The 18,182-nt window shown below is 52.1% G+C and carries 19 protein-coding genes and 1 pseudogene; 11 read left to right on the top strand and 9 right to left on the bottom strand.

Features of this window, described 5'->3' with window-relative positions:
* Window positions 1-61: 61 nt before the first annotated feature.
* Entirely contained in the window at window positions 62-478 is a 417-nt protein-coding gene (gene hslJ / locus AB1287_RS13345) for a heat shock protein HslJ (RefSeq protein WP_312626782.1), read from the top strand.
* A 2-nt stretch (window positions 479-480) separates the two neighbouring features.
* Here the strand turns inward: hslJ and AB1287_RS13350 are convergent, their stop codons facing one another.
* Window positions 481-747, bottom strand: coding sequence for a putative hemolysin (locus AB1287_RS13350; protein ID WP_312626721.1), 267 nt, complete (start codon window positions 745-747; stop codon window positions 481-483).
* Between the two features lie 583 nt (window positions 748-1,330).
* Between AB1287_RS13350 and AB1287_RS13355 the strand changes: the two genes are divergently transcribed.
* Window positions 1,331-1,549: a cold-shock protein gene (locus tag AB1287_RS13355; protein WP_312626719.1), complete on the top strand. Its 219-nt coding sequence runs from the start codon at window positions 1,331-1,333 to the stop codon at window positions 1,547-1,549.
* 332 nt (window positions 1,550-1,881) lie between these two features.
* Here AB1287_RS13355 and AB1287_RS13360 read toward each other — a convergent pair whose 3' ends face one another.
* Complete coding sequence (locus tag AB1287_RS13360; RefSeq protein WP_435618074.1) at window positions 1,882-2,046, bottom strand: YnfU family zinc-binding protein; 165 nt, start codon at window positions 2,044-2,046, stop codon at window positions 1,882-1,884.
* A 139-nt stretch (window positions 2,047-2,185) separates the two neighbouring features.
* Here AB1287_RS13360 and ymcF point away from each other — a divergent pair, with 139 nt between their 5' ends.
* The 4 genes from ymcF (at window position 2,186) to nifJ (ending at window position 7,469) form a co-directional block, all read left to right on the top strand.
* On the top strand, window positions 2,186-2,365 hold the full coding sequence (ymcF, locus tag AB1287_RS13365) for a cold shock small protein YmcF (protein ID WP_312626781.1): 180 nt from the start codon (window positions 2,186-2,188) through the stop codon (window positions 2,363-2,365).
* A gap of 90 nt (window positions 2,366-2,455) precedes the next feature.
* Complete coding sequence (locus AB1287_RS13370; protein WP_312626716.1) at window positions 2,456-2,683, top strand: hypothetical protein; 228 nt, start codon at window positions 2,456-2,458, stop codon at window positions 2,681-2,683.
* A gap of 240 nt (window positions 2,684-2,923) precedes the next feature.
* Complete coding sequence (locus tag AB1287_RS13375) at window positions 2,924-3,031, top strand: YnaM/YnfT family protein (protein ID WP_435618075.1); 108 nt, start codon at window positions 2,924-2,926, stop codon at window positions 3,029-3,031.
* A 913-nt stretch (window positions 3,032-3,944) separates the two neighbouring features.
* Window positions 3,945-7,469 carry a pyruvate:ferredoxin (flavodoxin) oxidoreductase gene (gene nifJ / locus AB1287_RS13380; protein ID WP_435618076.1) on the top strand — a complete coding sequence of 1,175 codons (3,525 nt, stop codon included), beginning with the start codon at window positions 3,945-3,947 and terminating at the stop codon, window positions 7,467-7,469.
* Window positions 7,470-7,675: 206 nt separating this feature from the next.
* Here the strand turns inward: nifJ and AB1287_RS13385 are convergent, their stop codons facing one another.
* Window positions 7,676-8,287 (bottom strand): transporter, encoded by a 612-nt coding sequence (locus AB1287_RS13385; RefSeq protein ID WP_312626697.1) that lies wholly within the window; start codon window positions 8,285-8,287, stop codon window positions 7,676-7,678.
* A gap of 243 nt (window positions 8,288-8,530) precedes the next feature.
* Between AB1287_RS13385 and AB1287_RS13390 the strand changes: the two genes are divergently transcribed.
* Both AB1287_RS13390 and ttcA read left to right on the top strand, forming a co-directional pair.
* Window positions 8,531-8,695, top strand: coding sequence for a hypothetical protein (locus AB1287_RS13390; protein ID WP_435618077.1), 165 nt, complete (start codon window positions 8,531-8,533; stop codon window positions 8,693-8,695).
* Window positions 8,696-8,864: 169 nt separating this feature from the next.
* Window positions 8,865-9,800 (top strand): tRNA 2-thiocytidine(32) synthetase TtcA, encoded by a 936-nt coding sequence (ttcA, locus tag AB1287_RS13395; protein WP_312626695.1) that lies wholly within the window; start codon window positions 8,865-8,867, stop codon window positions 9,798-9,800.
* 53 nt (window positions 9,801-9,853) lie between these two features.
* On the opposite strand, the gene AB1287_RS13400 is transcribed toward ttcA, so the two are convergent.
* The 3 genes from AB1287_RS13400 to AB1287_RS13410 form a co-directional block, all read right to left on the bottom strand.
* Window positions 9,854-9,991, bottom strand: coding sequence for a hypothetical protein (locus AB1287_RS13400; protein ID WP_435618078.1), 138 nt, complete (start codon window positions 9,989-9,991; stop codon window positions 9,854-9,856).
* 381 nt (window positions 9,992-10,372) lie between these two features.
* The gene (gene zntB / locus AB1287_RS13405) at window positions 10,373-11,356 is read right to left on the bottom strand and encodes a zinc transporter ZntB (protein ID WP_312626693.1); all 984 of its coding nucleotides are present in this window, start codon (window positions 11,354-11,356) and stop codon (window positions 10,373-10,375) included.
* Between the two features lie 224 nt (window positions 11,357-11,580).
* A complete protein-coding gene (locus AB1287_RS13410) occupies window positions 11,581-12,750 on the bottom strand; it encodes a methyl-accepting chemotaxis protein (protein ID WP_435618185.1) in 1,170 nt (389 codons plus the stop codon).
* 470 nt (window positions 12,751-13,220) lie between these two features.
* On the opposite strand from AB1287_RS13410, the pseudogene AB1287_RS13415 reads away from it, so the two are divergent.
* Window positions 13,221-13,331 (top strand): annotated as a pseudogene (locus tag AB1287_RS13415) (diguanylate cyclase domain-containing protein); the annotation flags it as partial.
* A gap of 42 nt (window positions 13,332-13,373) precedes the next feature.
* On the opposite strand, the gene AB1287_RS13420 reads toward AB1287_RS13415, so the two are convergent.
* Both AB1287_RS13420 and AB1287_RS13425 read right to left on the bottom strand, forming a co-directional pair.
* Window positions 13,374-13,586 (bottom strand): hypothetical protein, encoded by a 213-nt coding sequence (locus tag AB1287_RS13420; protein WP_312626692.1) that lies wholly within the window; start codon window positions 13,584-13,586, stop codon window positions 13,374-13,376.
* Between the two features lie 125 nt (window positions 13,587-13,711).
* Window positions 13,712-15,328 carry an ABC transporter substrate-binding protein gene (locus AB1287_RS13425; RefSeq protein ID WP_435618079.1) on the bottom strand — a complete coding sequence of 539 codons (1,617 nt, stop codon included), beginning with the start codon at window positions 15,326-15,328 and terminating at the stop codon, window positions 13,712-13,714.
* Between the two features lie 214 nt (window positions 15,329-15,542).
* On the opposite strand from AB1287_RS13425, the gene mpaA reads away from it, so the two are divergent.
* Window positions 15,543-16,268 (top strand): murein tripeptide amidase MpaA, encoded by a 726-nt coding sequence (gene mpaA, locus AB1287_RS13430; RefSeq protein WP_435618080.1) that lies wholly within the window; start codon window positions 15,543-15,545, stop codon window positions 16,266-16,268.
* A 331-nt stretch (window positions 16,269-16,599) separates the two neighbouring features.
* Here the strand turns inward: mpaA and ycjG are convergent, their stop codons facing one another.
* Window positions 16,600-17,565, bottom strand: a complete 966-nt coding sequence (gene ycjG, locus AB1287_RS13435; RefSeq protein ID WP_435618081.1) for an L-Ala-D/L-Glu epimerase — start codon at window positions 17,563-17,565, stop codon at window positions 16,600-16,602.
* A 103-nt stretch (window positions 17,566-17,668) separates the two neighbouring features.
* Between ycjG and tpx the strand changes: the two genes are divergently transcribed.
* On the top strand, window positions 17,669-18,175 hold the full coding sequence (gene tpx / locus AB1287_RS13440; RefSeq protein ID WP_312626686.1) for a thiol peroxidase: 507 nt from the start codon (window positions 17,669-17,671) through the stop codon (window positions 18,173-18,175).
* Window positions 18,176-18,182: the final 7 nt, after the last annotated feature.

The following is an 18,182-nucleotide window of genomic DNA, read 5'->3' on the forward strand; positions in this document are numbered from 1 at the left end:
CCGGCACTACAGTGTCATGCTGTGTTGGTATTATTTATTTGGTGAATATTTGATGAGCAGTATGAAACTGACGCTCGCCCTGGTGGCGGCAACTCTCCTGGCAGGCTGTGTCTCCACCAGCAAGGTGACCACGCAGCCGGAACAGCTTCAACACCATCGCTTTGTGCTTGAAAGCGTAAACGGCAACAATGTCAGCCCGGCAAAACCGCTGGAGCTGAGCTTCGGTGAGAAAATGCACATTTCAGGGAATATGTGCAACCGCTTTACCGGCGAAGGAAAGCTGTCAGACGGCGAGCTGAAGGTGAAAAACCTGGCGATGACGCGCATGCTCTGCACGGATGCGCAGCTGAATCAGCTGGACGCACTGGTCGGCGCTATGCTGCACGACGGTGTACAGGTTGACCTCACGGAAAACCAGCTGACCCTTGCAACGTCCCATGATTCGCTGGTGTATAAGCTCGCCGATCTGGTGAACTAACGTCAATAGTTACCACAGGACCCGGTGGCAAGAGACTGCTCGCTGCATCGCTTGCCATTGGGAAGTGCGCACATACCGATGGCAGAGCCATCCAGCTGACGGGCAACGGATAATGCGCCGCCAATCATCGCGCAGTTGGCCTGCCCTGAGTCAGACATCGCCGCCCGCATACCTGGCGTGACATGCGCCGCCGTGGCCTGCTGTACGGGTTCACTGCTGCATGCCGACAGCAAAAGTGCCGCGCATCCTACCCAAAAAGCTGCTCGCATTCTCTTTATTCCCCTGTCAAATACGGTTCGCAAAACCTGTTCATAATAGGCAGCAAGCGACGTGACGTCGAGAGACGAGGCACGCATTTTGCCTTTTTGAAACAAATTCTAGCAATTTATCGCCCAAGGGATTGACCTGCTCGTTGTTAAAAGGAATACCAGGGGCGCAAAAGTATAAATGGGGACCTCTGGTTTCAGTCTGACCGTTTAGAAATTTACCATGTTTGAACGTTATTCAGGCCCAAATTCGCCAAGAAGACCTCGCCTGCATAGCCGCAGGGACGATACAACGTCAGGTCCGCAATAAAAATATTATTGTCACAAACAGGCGGTAAGCTGATGTTTCTGTCCATTTGAATTCTCCTCAGGAAGCCCGGATGGCTAAAATAAAATTTGCTAATTAATACTCACCGTGCATTAATGAATGAGTCAAATCAACACACAGACGAACGTAAAAACATTTTACAGAGCAATCCTCATAACCAGGCGCTATCGCTGATATCCCCTCCTTTTGAGTCCATAAGTTTAATATTATACGTTTATAATCAATACTACATTTTTAAAATGGTCAACAGGAGTCAGTATGTCCACAAGAATTAAAGGCCTGGTTAAGTGGTTTAACGAAGGCAAAGGTTTTGGTTTTATCTCCCCGCTTGATGGGAGCAAAGATGTGTTTGTACATTTTTCAGCTCTTCAGGGTGATAACTTCAAAACGCTCTTTGAAGGCCAGAAGGTTGAATTCGCGATTCATAGTGGTGACAAGGGTCCTGCTGCTGCCAGCGTAATACTTTGCGACAAATAAACATTTGTGGGGCTGCGACAACGATGATGGATTATTCCTGAGTAGACAGTCCCCAAACCTGTAGCGCCCGGATTTTTCGGACAAATCGGCCAGTATATTTTAGATTTTACATGAAAATGCTGACTGATATAATGAAGATCAGATTTACTGCATGAACAGCTTGAAAACAGAAGCTAACGGCATATAAAAATAAAGTTAAGAGGCCTGACGACCTCCAAAAGCATCACTTCATTTACTTTGCCGGGTTAGTCACTGTCAATTTCAGTTACCTTATGGAAATATTCAAGAAAAATTAAGTGATCTTATCCCCTGACAGGTGCTTTTCTTTTAAATCACTTTGCTGACTTGAATAAAGTACTACAGTAAGGGCAGACAAGCTGAGACCCTTTTTGAACACGGCTAAAGCTATGCTCAGAATCTTTTGAACAGTTAGGGCAAGGGCATTTTACTAAGTGATTACGACGGGTTTGTGTGTTTTTACGTCCAGACATAGGCATCTCCTGGTTTAAGGGACTGCCACCATACACGTTAAATCACATTCTTGCTTGCCTTTATGGCAACGACTTGCAAAAAAACGAAAATGCAAGGCTTTTCTGCTACTGGCTCCAACTAAAAATCATTAACGAGGTAAATAATATTACTATAAACATTCATTTCAGATGTCCATGCTGTCATGGCTCTCAATACCGAACGTCAATTTTTGATGTGTCCGAGAAAAATCCATTTGGCGCAAAGTGTATTTTCTGTAAATCGACAATGACGTTTGATAACAGCCATCAATTCAGCAAAAATGATATTTTAAGAAATAATACATAGTTGCTCCGGGTTTGTTGTTAACAAACTATCGAGTCTCCTTTTGCAGGGATTTTATATCCATGAAAAAAATCAACAACTCCAGGGTGGCATATGAAAAAGGTAATCGTTTTTTTTAATGCTGAACCTTGCAAGGTCATTACCGTTCTTAAGGGCATTACATCTATCCGTAAGGAGTATCCAAACGGTGAAGAGACACATCTCCAGATAATGTCTGCCGGTTTTCCTTCGCTGACGGGTGATCATGGCATTGTTTACGTAGCATCAGACAGAGAGCTGACTTCACAGGAGATCCGGGATGCTGCCAAAAAACATTTATGATATCTCTAAAATGTTTATCTTCCGTATCATGTTAAAACCTGGGTTTAATCACAACTATAACTCCCCCATTTTATCGGATAAATCATATACAAAAATAATAAGATAAAAATTATTGTTACCCTGCCCAGCATCATTTTTTGTTGTTCGTTATGACTCGAACAAAATTTCTGTTCAGAAAGTTATGAACTTAGACTGGTGCAGATTGTCTAAAAAATCACTCTCAACAGAAAAGGTGATGCTATGACATCCTTAATATTAACAACGGTCATTGCTGCATTTATTGGTTTGATGCTGCTCAGTCTGGTTCAAGTTTGGATCGGTACATCTAACAATCCCGATAAACAGTAGTAAATTCAGGTGCCACATCAGAGAGACTTCCTGCCCAGTAACGGCCAACCGCGATACGTTCCTGCACGGCGGTCAACAGCTTCTTCACGAAGATGTCTCCTGTATTGGTGCTTCAATCGTTTTCTTTACTTCTGCTGATTCCATGTACGATCACCTGGCATATCCAGATGTAAATCTGTTCAGCACTCACCGGGGTATGTTCGTTGGCTCGCCAGCAACAATCATCTAAGACTCAACTGCAAAGCAGCGCTTGAAAGTGGAAACAGCCAGCGAGCCACTGTCGTCGGCGCTAATCTCTGCAGAACACAGACAGTTTCCGTTGATAGCCTGCGGGATTTCTACTGTCCAGCCTTCCGAATTCAGACCAGGACTTCCTGCTACCTGTTAAACCCCGATCGATTTTTTCGTTTCCCCTACATCTTCGTCATTGTATTTCAGAATACCGCCCAAACAATCGCACACTACCGGCAAGACTATCTTGATGAATACGTTCGTATCGAGGGGGCTGTTTGACCTTTCAAACAACCTCCATGGCGAAGTATTTGAAGTGATGAGTCCCGGTCAGCGTCAAATGCTCCAATCTCCATCACATTTGACTTTGCTGTGCCGATATCACGAATAGCACTGCTTCCTCAACCATAAGCAGCTCTCATCGCCAGCCAGATGGGGCATGAAAACGCAAAGATGGTTTACGAGGTATACTCAAAGTGGATCGGGGAAAGGGAGCAGGTTGCCTTAGTGAATGAAAAGCTTGAAAACATTTTGCCCCAAATGCGCCCCATTTGTCCGATAGTGCCCAGGAAGGTTTCACAACTTCAATGAGTTACACGGCAGTCCTATAATAGAACAATAATTACAGGACTCGCCGAGGTTATCGCGGGTCCCTTTTTCTTGCGCAATGTAAGGGTGTCACATGATTACAACTGACGGTAATGGCGCTTGCGCGTCGGTGGCGTTTCGCACCAGTGAAGTTATCGCCATCTACCCGATCACGCCAAGCTCGACGATGGCGGAACAGGCCGATGCCTGGGCGGGAAACGGCCTTAAGAACGTCTGGGGCGACGTTCCGCGAGTCGTGGAAATGCAGTCTGAGGCAGGCGCGATAGCCGCCGTGCACGGTGCGCTGCAAACGGGTGCCCTCTCCACTTCCTTTACCTCCTCGCAGGGCTTGCTGTTAATGATCCCGACGCTGTACAAACTGGCCGGTCAGCTGACGCCGTTTGTACTGCACGTCGCCGCGCGCACCGTTGCCACACACGCGCTGTCGATTTTTGGCGATCATTCCGACGTCATGGCCGTACGCCAGACAGGCTGCGCAATGCTCAGCGCGGCAAACGTTCAGGAAGCGCAGGATTTTGCGCTGATCTCAACGATCGCGACGCTGAAAAGCCGCGTGCCGTTCATTCATTTCTTTGATGGCTTCCGCACGTCCCACGAGATCAACAAAATTGTTCCGCTGGCGGATGACACGATCCTCAACCTGATGCCACAGGCAGAAATCGACGCGCACCGTGAACGCGCGCTGAACCCGGAGCATCCGGTTATTCGCGGCACCTCCGCTAACCCGGACACTTACTTCCAGTCCCGCGAAGCCACTAACCCGTGGTACAACGCGGTGTACGAGCACGTTGAACAGGCGATGAATGACTTCGCCAGCGCCACGGGCCGTCAGTACAAACCGTTTGAATATTACGGCCATCCGCAGGCTGAGCGCGTCATCGTACTGATGGGTTCCGCAATCGGCACGTGTGAAGAAGTGGTGGATGAACTGCTGACCCGAGGCGAAAAAGTCGGCGTGCTGAAAGTGCGCCTGTATCGCCCGTTCTCGGCTAAACATCTGCTGGCCGAACTGCCGGATAGCGTAAAAACCGTTGCCGTGCTGGATCGTACCAAAGAGCCTGGCGCGCACGCCGAGCCGCTGTATCTGGATGTGATGACCGCGCTGGCGGAAGCTTTTAACAGTGGTGAACGCGAAACGCTGCCGCGGGTGATTGGCGGCCGCTATGGCCTCTCCTCGAAAGAGTTTGGCCCTGAGTGCGTGCTGGCAATTTTCAATGAGCTCAGCACCAGCAAGCCAAAATCACGCTTCACCGTTGGTATTTACGATGACGTGACCAACCTGTCGCTGGCCCTGCCGGAAAACACGTTGCCCTCCACCGCGAAGCTGGAAGCGCTGTTTTACGGGCTCGGCAGCGACGGCAGCGTTTCCGCTACCAAGAACAACATCAAGATTATCGGTAACTCCACGCCGTGGTACGCCCAGGGCTATTTCGTCTATGACTCGAAAAAGGCCGGTGGACTGACCGTCTCGCATCTTCGCGTCTCTGAACAGCCGGTGCGCTCAGCCTATCTGGTTTCGCAGGCGGATTTTGTCGGCTGCCACCAGTTACAGTTTATCGACAAATATCAGATGGTCGAGCGTCTGAAGCCCGGCGGAATTTTCCTGCTAAATACGCCATACAGTGCCGATGAGGTGTGGTCGCGTCTTCCACAGGAAGTGCAGGCCGTGCTGAATCAAAAACAGGCTCGCTTCTATGTAGTGAACGCAGCCAAAATTGCCCGTGAATGTGGCCTTGCGGCGCGTATTAACACCGTGATGCAGATGGCATTCTTCCAGCTGACGCAAATTTTACCGGGCGACAGCGCGCTGATTGAACTGCAGGGCGCGATTGCCAAAAGCTACAGCAGCAAAGGTCAGGAGCTGGTCGAACGTAACTGGCAGGCCCTTGCGATGGCCCGCGAGCTGCTGGCGGAAGTGCCGCTACAGCCCGTCGACGACAGCAGCCCGATGCGCCCGCCGGTTGTGTCGGACGCTGCACCGGACTTCGTCAAAACCGTCACCGCCGCCATGCTGGCCGGACTTGGCGATGCCCTGCCCGTTTCTGCGCTGCCGCCGGACGGCACCTGGCCTGTCGGCACAACCCGCTGGGAGAAACGCAACATCGCCGAAGAGATCCCAATCTGGAAAGAAGATCTCTGCACGCAATGTAACCACTGCGTCGCCGCCTGCCCACACTCGGCCATTCGCGCCAAAGTGGTTTCGCCTGAAGAGATGGAAAACGCCCCGGCCAGCCTGCACTCGCTGGATGTGAAATCCCGTGATATGCGCGGCCAGAAGTATGTGCTGCAGGTCGCCCCGGAAGACTGCACCGGCTGTAATCTGTGTGTGGAAGTCTGCCCGGCGAAGGACCGTCAGGATCCGGATATCAAAGCCATCAATATGATGTCACGCCTGGAGCACGTCGAAGAAGAGAAAGTCAATTACGACTTCTTCCTCGCCCTGCCGGAAATCGACCGCACGAAGCTGGAACGAATCGATATTCGTACTTCACAGCTGATTACGCCGCTGTTCGAGTACTCCGGTGCCTGCTCCGGCTGCGGCGAAACGCCGTATATCAAGCTGCTGACTCAGCTCTACGGCGACAGAATGATGATTGCCAACGCCACCGGCTGTTCGTCTATCTACGGCGGTAACCTGCCCTCCACGCCGTACACCACCGACCTCAACGGCCGCGGTCCGGCCTGGGCGAACTCGCTGTTCGAAGATAACGCCGAGTTTGGTCTGGGCTTCCGCCTGTCGGTCGACCAGCACCGCAGCCGCGTAATGCGTCTGCTGCAAACGTTCTCCGACAAGCTCCCTGCTGAGCTCAACGAAGCGCTGCACGCGGAAGCCACGCCGGAAGTGCGTCGCGAACAGGTAGCCGCTTTGCGTCAGCATTTGCAGAACGAAGAAGGTGCGGCAGAGCTGCTGACCGACGCCGACGCGCTGGTGGAAAAATCCATCTGGTTGATTGGCGGCGACGGCTGGGCCTACGACATCGGCTTTGGCGGGCTCGATCACGTGCTGAGCCTGACGGAAAACGTCAATATTCTGGTACTTGATACCCAGTGCTACTCCAACACCGGCGGGCAGGCTTCGAAAGCGACTCCACTCGGTGCCGTCACCAAATTTGGTGAACACGGCAAGCGTAAGGCACGCAAAGATCTGGGCGTCAGCATGATGATGTACGGTCATGTCTACGTTGCGCAGATTTCGCTGGGCGCACAGCTCAACCAGACGGTGAAAGCGATTCAGGAGGCAGAAGCCTATCCGGGACCATCGCTGATCATTGCCTACAGCCCTTGTGAGGAGCATGGCTACGATCTGGCCCTGAGCCATGACCAGATGCGTCAGCTGACCGCAACAGGCTTCTGGCCGCTGTATCGCTTCGATCCGCGTCGTGCCGACGAAGGCAAGCTGCCGCTGGCGCTGGATTCACGTCCACCGTCAGATGCGCTGGCCGATACGCTGATGAAAGAGCAGCGTTTCCGCCGCCTGAATGCCCAGCAGCCGGAAGTTGCTGAGCAACTGTGGAAAGACGCCACGGCGGATCTGCAAAAACGCTATGACTTCCTCGCGCAAATGGCAGGTAAAGCGGAGAAATCCACCAGCGATTGATTCCGTAAGCTGGTTCAGAAATAACTAAAAAAAGCCCGGACAGATGCCCGGGCTTTTCATTTCTGTTGAGAGAAAACGGAGATTTATTAACAGTACGCGGCGCCAGAAAAATGATATTCGTGGCAAATCAGGTATATTATGGTGTGGTTTTAGAACGGGATTACCCGTTCTGATTCTGCTTTGTATGGTGATGAAAACCCGCCCGCTCAGGCGGCTTTTTTTATGCTCACAGCGCGCACGTAACAGGCGTACCCCGCAGAGGCCGCCAGGCACAGCATGTAGCCGAACATTTCGCTGCCTTCCTCTACTGCGTTTTTTACAACTCTGGCGTAGCCATCCTGCAATACTGCGCTCCACAGAACGTTCATGCCAAAAAGCCTTGAGAAGACCAGAATGGCGATTAACCCACTGATCATCACGCCATAATAAGGCGTACGGGTATACATATTTAATTCACGCAACGTTTCTGGCCATTTTTTCAACGGATACCACAGTGCGATGAAAGCTGCACCAAGAGCAAACCACACCCAGCTGCCATGAGCGATAACATCAAAGACAGCATCAAGTTCACGAATTAACATCGTCAGAAAGAAACCACCGACCAGAATGTTACAAAGCCGGAAAGCGTTAAAACGTTTTGCCAGAACAAAATGAATCATCACAATCGCAAGAAGGGTTATTTCCTGCACAACTTCGGTCGCTGAAACTTCGGATAAGTCGTCATGCCAGACGGACATATCGAGCCATAAACAGAGCAGCGTGATCAGCGAGCCGCACGATACAACAAGAAAAAACAGCATGCTTTTTAATAAGGACATCAGATTCTCTTCATTCGGACAAATGCAAAGGATACCGTGATGGCTCAATCCTTTTTTTCACTTCGTGCTTCTTATTTACGTATTTTAACCTTTTGAGCGATACAGACAGCGTATTCCCTACGTCATCTGTCCGTTGTCCTGCGTCATTCATACCATAAATACGGAAGTCTAATTTTTATGCCATCCGTTTTTCTTCCGGTTTTCATCAACCACAATGATTTCATCACCACAGGAGATGAAATCATGAACAACGTCCACAGCTGGTTACGTAACCTGAAAAGCCATTGGCTGAAAGAGCCGAAAGATATGCCATACCTGGGACCGTTTTACCTGACGCCAGCCGAGCGCTATGCGCTACTGAAGGAACTGCTGATGCCGCTCAGCGAAAGCCAAAAACCCGGCAAGTAAATGCGCTGCGACAGAAATCACGCTGGCTTTCGGCGCTGTAATCCGTACCATACACGCCAGACTATCGACAGGACAGCCGTAGAGTGATGCTACACTCCCTATGAACCCTGATGTTCGTCAGTGCTCCTGACGCAGGCTGTCCTTTACCTTCGACCAGAGCCATCATTACATGTCGCAAAATCAAGAAGTTAGTAAGAAAGAAATTTATAACCTGAACAAATTGCAAAAGCGTCTGCGTCGTAACGTGGGCGAAGCCATTGCCGATTTCAATATGATTGAAGAAGGCGATCGCATTATGGTCTGCCTGTCCGGCGGCAAAGACAGCTACACCATGCTGGAAATTCTGCGTAACCTGCAGCAGAGCGCACCGGTGAATTTCAGCCTGGTGGCGGTCAACCTCGACCAGAAGCAGCCAGGGTTCCCTGAGCATATTCTGCCGGCTTATCTCGACACGCTTGGCGTTGAGTACAAAATCGTTGAAGAGAACACCTACGGCATCGTAAAAGAGAAGATCCCTGAAGGGAAAACCACCTGTTCCCTGTGCTCTCGCCTGCGTCGCGGTATTCTCTACCGCACTGCCACTGAGCTTGGCGCGACAAAAATTGCGCTGGGCCATCACCGCGACGACATCCTGCAAACCCTGTTCCTGAATATGTTCTACGGCGGGAAAATGAAGGGTATGCCGCCGAAGCTGATGAGCGATGACGGGAAGCACATCGTGATTCGCCCTCTGGCCTACTGCCGTGAGAAAGATATTGAACGCTTTGCCGAAGCAAAAGCCTATCCGATCATTCCATGCAACCTGTGCGGTTCGCAGCCAAACCTGCAGCGTCAGGTGATTGGCGACATGCTGCGCGACTGGGATAAGCGCTATCCGGGGCGTATCGAAACTATGTTCAGCGCGATGCAGAACGTGGTGCCTTCTCACCTGTGCGATACCGAAATGTTCGATTTCAAGGGCCTGACGCACGGTGCAGAAGTGGTAGACGGTGGCGATCTGGCCTTCGATCGCGAAGAGATCCCACTACAGCCTGCAGGCTGGCAGCCGGAAGATGACGAGTCCGACGTGCTTGCCAACCGACTCGACATCGTCGAAATCAAATAAGCCACTGAATCCTGCTTAAAGCCCTCGCCTGAGGGCTTTTTTGTGCCTGCCGCTCAGTAATGCGGCGGCGGATCGATAATCGGATGCGGATCGGGATCAATCGGTGGCTCAGGTATGGGCTGAGGACGAGGGTTCGGGTCCGGTACGGGAACAGGATCGGTGGGTGTCGGATCGCTGAGTCGCCAGTTCATAATGACCTCCTGGACGTTGAACATCCCTTAAGGGTAGAAGGTCTGGCGCGAGAGGCAAAAAAGGTTATCGCAATTTGGGCTGCCAGATAGCGGCTAAACCTTACCCGGCCTTCGGTGTGGGCCGAATTGTAGGCCAGGCAAGCATAGCGTCGCCGGGCAAAAAGCAAAAAAAAGCCGACTTATCTAAGTCGGCGTCGTACGAATCAATTGTGCTATGCAGTAATTCAAAAAAGGAAGTAAGACAATATGGAGCGCAACGCCCATCGCTTGACGTTGCATTCACCTGCGGGAAAGATATTGCCCTGAATGGGTAGTCCGTTTATTGACTTCGCTCAAATTAAACCGCGTTTTCGGCGCATTACCGGTCATAAAACTGATTTCTTACAACCATTTACTTCGATGTAACCACCAGGTAACACCGCCGATCAGCACCACTAAGCCAATGCAAAACAATGAAAAACCAAACTGCCAGCCGCCGCCGGGAATACCGCCTAAGTTGACGCCAAACAGGCCCGTCAGGAACGTGCTCGGCAAAAAGACCATCGCCATCAGCGACATGGTGTAGGTTCTGCGGGCCAGAGACTCCTGCATGACCTGCGCAATTTCATCGGCCATCACGCCGGTACGGGCGATACAGGCGTCAATCTCATCCAGTCCTCGCCCCAGCCTGTCGGCAATATCCTGCATCCTCCGGCGATGATCGTCGCTCATCCAGGGAAAACGCTCGCTGGACAGCCGCGCGTACACATCACGCTGCGGCGCCATATAGCGGCGCATGACGATCAGCTGTTTGCGAAGCAGTGCCAGGAAACCGCGGGGTGGCACCTGCTGATCCAGCAGATTGTCTTCGAGATCGATAATCTTATCGTGCAGCTCCTCAATAAACTCACTGGCGTGATCGGTCAACGCATCACAAACGTCCACCAGCCACCCGCCGCAGTCCGTCGGGCCTGTACCCTCTTCCAGATCTTTTACCACATCATCGAGCGCCAGCACTTTGCGCTGTCGGGTCGACACAATCAGGCGCTCGTCCATGTACAGCCGCATTGCGACCAACTGATCCGGACGTTCATCGGTGCTGCCGTTGATACAACGCAGGGTAATTAACGTTCCTTCCCCAACGCGTGTGACGCGTGGGCGCAAACTGTCGCCCGCCAGCGCATCGCGCACGCTGTTTGGCAGCAGCGGCGTGGTCTCCAGCCATTGTGCGCTTTCAGGGTGGGTATAGTTGAGATGCAGCCAGCAGGGGTTGTCTTTATTGATAACCCGCTCATCCGTCATCGGGATGACGCCGCCCTTTCCGTCCAGCATCCAGGCAAACACCGCGTCAGGTACGTTCACTTCAGCTCCCTTAATGGCTTCCACAGCGCCTCCACTTATCGGGTCTTATGCAATGAAGTCTAGCCCGGCGAACGTAATTAACAATATGCACGCCCTCCATCGCACTGAATTTATTCATGAAAGCAGAATTATCTGGCAGGCACAAACCGTATGCAATCGTCAAATCGTGAATAAGGATAATTTCGGCATCCGGATATAATAAAACGGGCCCGCAGAATGCAGGCCCGTTTTATCGCTCCAGGAGAGAATTAAAAAGAGTGCCAGTAATTTTGCTCACCACCGGAAACCGCTACCGCTGCTGGCTTTGAAGGCGTGGGTACCACAGCCTGTGCGGGTGCCTCATTTCCCAGGCGGAAATTACGCGTTCTGGTTTGTAATTCCACCACCTGATGTTTAAGCACATCAGACGAACCGGCCAGCTCCTCCACCACGGCGACGTTACTTTGCGTGACTTTCTCAAGCTCTGAAAGCGCCAGGGTTATCTGTTCGATGCCTTTTTCCTGCTGCAGCGTGGAACAAGAGATCTGCTCCATCAGACTGCTCAGCAGGCCCGATCCTGAGACAATCTCCTGCATATTTTTCTCCGCCTCGGCAACAATATTCGCCCCCTGAGTCACATTATCGCTGGTGACGCTAATCAGGGTTTTGATATTTTTCGCCGCTTCGGCGCTACGATGAGCAAGATTACGCACCTCGCCTGCCACCACCGAGAACCCTTTCCCATGATCGCCTGCCCTTGCCGCTTCAACCGCCGCGTTCAGCGCCAGGATATTGGTCTGGAAGGCAATGCCGTCGATCATAGTGATAATCTCGGTCATCTGGCGGGCGCAGTCGGTAATGGACTGCATGTTGGTTGCCACATCGCCCATCAGCTCGCCTCCTTTCCGGGCACAGAGCGTGGCTTCTCCCGCACGGCCGCTGGCAAGACGAGTATTCTCAGCATTATTTTTGGTGCTGGCAGCAATCTCTTCCATGCTGGAGGCCGTCTGCATTAGCGTGGCCGACTGCTGCTCCGTCTTCACCGACAGTTCCGCGCTGCGATTCGCCAGCTGTTCGGAAAGCGTCATTGCCGTTTGCGACGATGAGCGAATTTCCGATACCAGCGTGGAAATATTGCTCGACAAACTATTAATACCGGGAATTAAACGTCCTGCACAGTTATTACCAAATTCAGGGATATGCACTGAAATATTTCCGGAGACCACTTCATCAATGCTGCGCTTAACCGCATTAATGGGCGTCACCAGATATTTTGTCATATATAACCATAATAAGGAGAGCGCTAGCAGCCAGCTGATATTAAGCATAATCAGGACGGCAGTATTGGCGGAAAATATCACTGCTAAAATATCGACAATAAAGACAACCACCAGTAAAAACATCAATATGAAAGTTCTGACACTCATATTTCTTAGCATAATCAGGCTCACAGAGATCCTCGGAGGGGTGATCTGGTTATAGCAGCTGGCCTGGCTATTTCAATCCGATCACTATGAGAAATTGATATTCACGGTTAAACACGGTGAGTTTGAGTTTAGAACTTTATTTATCCGACAATTCGCCGACCAGGCAGTTATTCACACCAAAAAACACCGTTTTATTGCCTAATAGCAACAGATTATCTCACAGCAAAGCAGTAATGACGGACTTCATTTTATTGGTGCTATAAGATGCTTAAGCAATACTTAAGTCGATGAGGGTGTTTTGTGCGACAGGTTTCAGCGTGTCGATAAAAATGTGATGCACAAGACCAATCAAAAGAAAATTTGCAAGGGTTCCTCTTTGCCAGGGCGCTCCCCGCAAAGGAGATTCCGCAATTATTAGCCCAGATTGAAAGCGCAAAGCATACTCCGGCAACGGCGTTACACACGACCGTGCAAAAAAAGCAGGCGTGAACAGACACCAGTCAGGAGAAACCATTGATGAAATATTCAAACGCGTAGACAAGGCGCTGTATCAGGCCAAAAATGACGGACGAAACCGGGTGCTTGCCGCATAAAACACAAAAACCGCCCGCAGGCGGTTTTATGCTCAGAGGACGTTAGTGGTGCTTATACTCCCCGGCGCTGTGCTGAGGACCAATACGCCCGGCCTCCACCAGAATTTCCTCTATTAACTCTTCAAGGCACTCTTTGCCGTGCTTGTCGCAAACCAGATGCACCTGCCGGAAAATTTCCTCGGCCTGCATCCCGTCACAGAGCGCGGATTTCAACATCAGAGTAGCCCATCGTTTAGCTTCTGAATGCGTCAACATATCCCCTCCTGATAAAGGATATCAACTAAGCTTAGCCCGCAAATACGACCTTATCCACATTTATGGCGTGGTCTTAGCCATAAAAAAACCCGGCATGCGAGGCCAGGTTTTTACTGCGGGAACGATCAGTGCTTAATGATGTACATCGTACGGCTGTAGGCCACGTCTTCCGGGTTATCGATCGGATAACCTTTCAGCCACGGCTTGATTAATCGACCGTTGGTGTACTGATAAATCGGCGCAATCGGTGCCTGTGCGGCAATGATTTTTTCGGCTTCGTTATAGTCAACATTACGCGCTTTCTCGGTGGTTTCCAGCGTTGCCTGGTTAATCACTTTGTCATAGGCCGGATCGTTGAAGCGCGAAATATTGCCACTGTGCGTGGAGGTCAGCAGCGACAGGAAGGTTGATGGCTCGTTGTAGTCGCCAACCCAGGAAGCGCGGATCACATCGAAATTGCCGGTATTACGGCTGTCGATGTACGTTTTCCACTCCTGATTTTGCAGCTTCACGTCCACACCCAGGTTTTTCTTCCACATTGATGCCACCGCAATGGCAATTTTCTGGTGGTTTTCAGAGGTGTTATAGAGCAGCGTCAGCTTGAGCGGTCGGTTCGGACCGTAGCCCGCTGCGGATAACAGCATCTTCGCCTGAGCATTAAGTTCCGCCTGGCTCATTTTCTCTTCCGCAGAAGGCTGCGGCGTAAAGCCTGCCGTCACGTCCGGCGTAAAACGCCAGGCCGGTTTCTCGCCGGTGCCCAGTACCTTTTCCGCCATGATGCGACGGTCGATGGTCATGCTCAGCGCCAGACGCACGCGGGCATCGGCGGTTGGGCCTTTCTGAGTGTTAAACGCATAGTAATAGGTGCCGAGCTGCGGCGGCGTATAGACCTGGCCAGGAATGTTTTTCAGCAGCTGCTGATACTGATTTTTTGGGAAAGATTCAGTGATATCAATATCGCCCGCCAGGTAGCGTTTGGTGGCATTTGACTCCTGGTTGATCGGCACAAAGGTGACCTGCTTGATCACGGTTTTGGCGTTATCCCAGTAGTTTGTATTCGGGACGACCACCAGCTTTTCATTCACCACGCGGTCTTTCAGCACGTACGCGCCGTTGCCAATCAGCTTGCCAGGACGCGTCCAGTTAGGATCGCTTTCAACGTTGGCTTTTTGCACCGGATAGAGAGAGAAGTTGGCCGTCAGGTTTACGAACCAAGGCAGTGGTTTATCAAGCTGCACGCGCAGCGTTTTCGCATCCACTGCCGTCACGCCGAGCTTATCCGGCGTTGCTTTGCCATCGATAATATTCTGGGCGTTTGTAATCCCCGCCAGTGCCGCAAACCAGGCAAATGGCGAAGTTGTCTTCGGATTGACCAGACGCTGCCAGCTGTAGACAAAGTCCTGAGCCGTCACGGGTGTACCATCGGACCATTTTGCGTTGTCGCGCAGCGTAAACGTCCAGATGCGGTTATCGTTGGACTGCCATTTGGTCGCCACGCCTGGCACAATGTTGCCCTTGCTGTCCTGATTCACCAGGCCCTCAAACAGGTCGCGGATCACCTGGATTTCAGGTAGCCCCACCGCTTTCGCCGGATCCAGAGAAGCCGGTTCATCTTTAATGTGGCGAACCAGCGTCTGCTGCTGCGCCAGGACGGTTCCCTGCGGCACATCCGCCGCGAATGAGTAAGACGCGGTACCACCGAGCGCCAGCGCAAAACAGAGAGACGAAACAGGAAACTTCATGGGATCCCCTTTATTGAAATGAACCCAGTTCAAATAAACCCAGCCAACTTAGACGGGTAATTATTTGTTTCAGCAGGAAGAATTGCAAACGACTTATGGCAAAAAATTGAAGGAAGCAGCGAAATGATTTCAGAAACAGTCTGTATGAAACTATTTGATTCCCGGTGAGTTTTGCACAACACTGCCAGAAACAACACAATTATGCAGGATACGTATGTCTTCCACCCGTCCTCGCCAACAGCGCGGCGCATTTCCACCCGGTACGCAGCACTATGGTCGTTCGATATTAGGCGCGCCGCTGATCTGGTTCCCCGCGCCGCTCGCCGATCATAACAGCGGACTGATTATTGCCGGCACCCACGGCGACGAAAACTCTTCCATCGTCACGCTTTCCTGCGCCCTGCGCACGCTCGCACCGGATCTGCGCCGTCATCACGTGGTGCTGACCGTCAACCCTGACGGCTGTCAGTTGGGGCTGCGCGCCAACGCCAACGGCGTCGATCTCAATCGCAATTTTCCGGCAGCGAACTGGAAGGCAGGCGAAACCGTTTACCGCTGGAACAGTTCGGCAGAAAGCCGTGATGTGGTATTGCTTACGGGCGATAACCCCGGCTCAGAACCCGAAACGGAAGCGTTATGTCAGCTGATTCACAAGATTCACCCGGCGTGGGTCGTATCTTTCCACGATCCGCTGGCCTGTATTGAAGATCCGCAGCAGACGCCGCTTGGCAAATGGCTGGCAGAGTCGTTTGAGCTGCCATTGGTGACCAGCGTAGGCTATGCGACACCGGGTTCGTTCGGCAGCTGGTGTGCCGATATCGGGATGCACTGCATCACCGCTGAATTCCCGCCCATCTCCTCGGACGAAGCCAGCGAGAAATACCTCGCCGCGATGACGGCGCTGCTGCACTGGCATCCGGAATTAAAGGTCAAACGATAACCATGAGAATTGCCCGGCAACACGCCGTTGCCGGGCCTACAAAATCAATCTTTTGCCGTAGGCCGGGTAAGCATCAGCGCCATCCGGCATTCAGTCAGCCGACAATCCCCATTCAGATAAAGCACAGGGCGGCAATCACAACAACCAGAAGAACAACCAGACCCACGGTATCAATCATCCGCTTCGTTAAAACATCCTGCGTAGAGACGCTATCTTCTTCCCAATCAACCATCTCAAATACCCTCAAATCCGATGCGGCTATCCTAAGTGCGCCGCGTGAAGGAGCTATGATCGTTTTGTGCCTGATTTTATTTAAAAATAAACTTGAGCCTTACAGGTATAGCGTACCGGTGCCGAAACGCAACGCGGGTTCTGCATCTACTGCAAGCCAGGTTGGGCCGTCGAGATCGGCAAAGCGAACCTTTGGCGTCAGCGGCAATGCTGCATTGATTGCGCGAGAGGTACACAGCATACAGCCCAGCATCAGCCCAAAGCCCTGGGCATCAGCCTCGGCGGCCAGCGCCAGCGCCTCCGTCAGACCACCTGTTTTGTCGAGTTTGATATTGACCATCTCATAGCGACCGGCAAGCGTCGTCAGGCTTTCACGGGTATGACAGCTTTCATCGGCGCAGATCGGCAACGGGTGAATGAAATTCGCCAGCGCCGCATCCTCAGTCGCCGGAAGCGGCTGCTCCAGCATAGCCACATCAAGATCGGCCAACAGCTGGCAGCGCGCGGCGAGGCCATCGCTGTGCCAGGCTTCGTTGGCATCAACAATCAGCGTCGCCTCCGGCACGGCGGCGCGAATGGCGACCATTCGCTCACTGATCAGGTGATCGTCCAGCTTCACCTTCAGCAAACGCGCGCCGTTATCCCACAGCGCTTTGGCGCTGTTTGCCATCTGATCCGGCGTGCCAATCACCACGGTCTGCGCCGTTATCACGCTGGAGGCCAGCTCCGCCCCGGCCATTTGCGCCAGCGTTTTACCCGCCTTAAGCGCTTCCAGATTCCAGAGCGCGCAGTCCACGGCATTACGCGCCGCGCCTGCGGGCAGTAATTGCTGTAACGCTTCGCGGCTGATGCCTAATTCCAGCTCCTCTCCAATGCTGACGATCTGCGCCATTACAGAGTCAATGCTCTCCCCGTAACGCGGATATGGCGTGCATTCCCCGACGCCTTTCACGCCGTTTTCTTCGATCTCAACCACCACAACTTTCGCTTCGCTACGGCTTCCGCGCGAGATGACGAACGGCGTATGCAGCGGCCAGGCTTCCTCGTACACTCTCAGACTTCTCATTCCCTGCCCCTCGTTATAGATGGCACCAAAAGCATTTGCTGTCGTTATGATTGTTGGCATACACTAGCCGCGACGTTAACTATATGTAAACAGGAAGATAATCATGTCACAAACTGTGCATTTCCAGGGCAACCCCGTCTCCGTTCAGGGCACCATTCCTCAGGCGGGCGCCAAAGCACCAGCATTCACACTGGTTGCCAAGGATCTCTCCGACGTCGCACTGAGCCAGTTCGCCGGCAAACGTAAGGTGCTTAACATTTTCCCGAGCATTGATACCGGCGTATGTGCGGCATCCGTGCGTAAATTCAACCAGCTGGCGACCGAACTGGACAACACTGTGGTGCTGTGCATTTCTGCCGACCTGCCGTTCGCGCAGTCCCGCTTCTGCGGCGCAGAAGGTCTGAGCAACGTGATTACCCTCTCCACCCTGCGTGCGCCAGACTTCCTGCAGCAGTATGGTGTTGGCATTGCTGAAGGCGCGCTGAAAGGCCTGTCCGCTCGTGCCGTCATCGTTCTTGATGCAAACGACAACGTCGTACTGAGCGAGCTGGTGAACGAAATCACCAACGAGCCGGACTACGCTGCCGCGCTGGAAGCTCTGAAAGCCTGATCTTTTC

This window comes from Scandinavium sp. UTDF21-P1B, assembly GCF_040750395.1.
GTDB lineage: Bacteria > Pseudomonadota > Gammaproteobacteria > Enterobacterales > Enterobacteriaceae > Scandinavium.

What these genes read in the sequence shown, in the direction of transcription:
- hslJ (WP_312626782.1), top strand. Translation starts at nt 62, where the DNA reads ATGAAACTGACGCTCGCCCTGGTGGCGGCAACTCTCCTGGCAGGCTGT.
- AB1287_RS13350 (WP_312626721.1), bottom strand. Translation starts at nt 747, where the DNA reads ATGCGAGCAGCTTTTTGGGTAGGATGCGCGGCACTTTTGCTGTCGGCA.
- AB1287_RS13355 (WP_312626719.1), top strand. Translation starts at nt 1,331, where the DNA reads ATGTCCACAAGAATTAAAGGCCTGGTTAAGTGGTTTAACGAAGGCAAA.
- AB1287_RS13360 (WP_435618074.1), bottom strand. Translation starts at nt 2,046, where the DNA reads ATGCCTATGTCTGGACGTAAAAACACACAAACCCGTCGTAATCACTTA.
- AB1287_RS13370 (WP_312626716.1), top strand. Translation starts at nt 2,456, where the DNA reads ATGAAAAAGGTAATCGTTTTTTTTAATGCTGAACCTTGCAAGGTCATT.
- AB1287_RS13375 (WP_435618075.1), top strand. Translation starts at nt 2,924, where the DNA reads ATGACATCCTTAATATTAACAACGGTCATTGCTGCATTTATTGGTTTG.
- nifJ (WP_435618076.1), top strand. Translation starts at nt 3,945, where the DNA reads ATGATTACAACTGACGGTAATGGCGCTTGCGCGTCGGTGGCGTTTCGC.
- AB1287_RS13385 (WP_312626697.1), bottom strand. Translation starts at nt 8,287, where the DNA reads ATGTCCTTATTAAAAAGCATGCTGTTTTTTCTTGTTGTATCGTGCGGC.
- AB1287_RS13390 (WP_435618077.1), top strand. Translation starts at nt 8,531, where the DNA reads ATGAACAACGTCCACAGCTGGTTACGTAACCTGAAAAGCCATTGGCTG.
- ttcA (WP_312626695.1), top strand. Translation starts at nt 8,865, where the DNA reads ATGTCGCAAAATCAAGAAGTTAGTAAGAAAGAAATTTATAACCTGAAC.
- AB1287_RS13400 (WP_435618078.1), bottom strand. Translation starts at nt 9,991, where the DNA reads ATGAACTGGCGACTCAGCGATCCGACACCCACCGATCCTGTTCCCGTA.
- AB1287_RS13410 (WP_435618185.1), bottom strand. Translation starts at nt 12,750, where the DNA reads ATGCTAAGAAATATGAGTGTCAGAACTTTCATATTGATGTTTTTACTG.
- AB1287_RS13420 (WP_312626692.1), bottom strand. Translation starts at nt 13,586, where the DNA reads ATGTTGACGCATTCAGAAGCTAAACGATGGGCTACTCTGATGTTGAAA.
- AB1287_RS13425 (WP_435618079.1), bottom strand. Translation starts at nt 15,328, where the DNA reads ATGAAGTTTCCTGTTTCGTCTCTCTGTTTTGCGCTGGCGCTCGGTGGT.
- mpaA (WP_435618080.1), top strand. Translation starts at nt 15,543, where the DNA reads ATGTCTTCCACCCGTCCTCGCCAACAGCGCGGCGCATTTCCACCCGGT.
- ycjG (WP_435618081.1), bottom strand. Translation starts at nt 17,565, where the DNA reads ATGAGAAGTCTGAGAGTGTACGAGGAAGCCTGGCCGCTGCATACGCCG.
- tpx (WP_312626686.1), top strand. Translation starts at nt 17,669, where the DNA reads ATGTCACAAACTGTGCATTTCCAGGGCAACCCCGTCTCCGTTCAGGGC.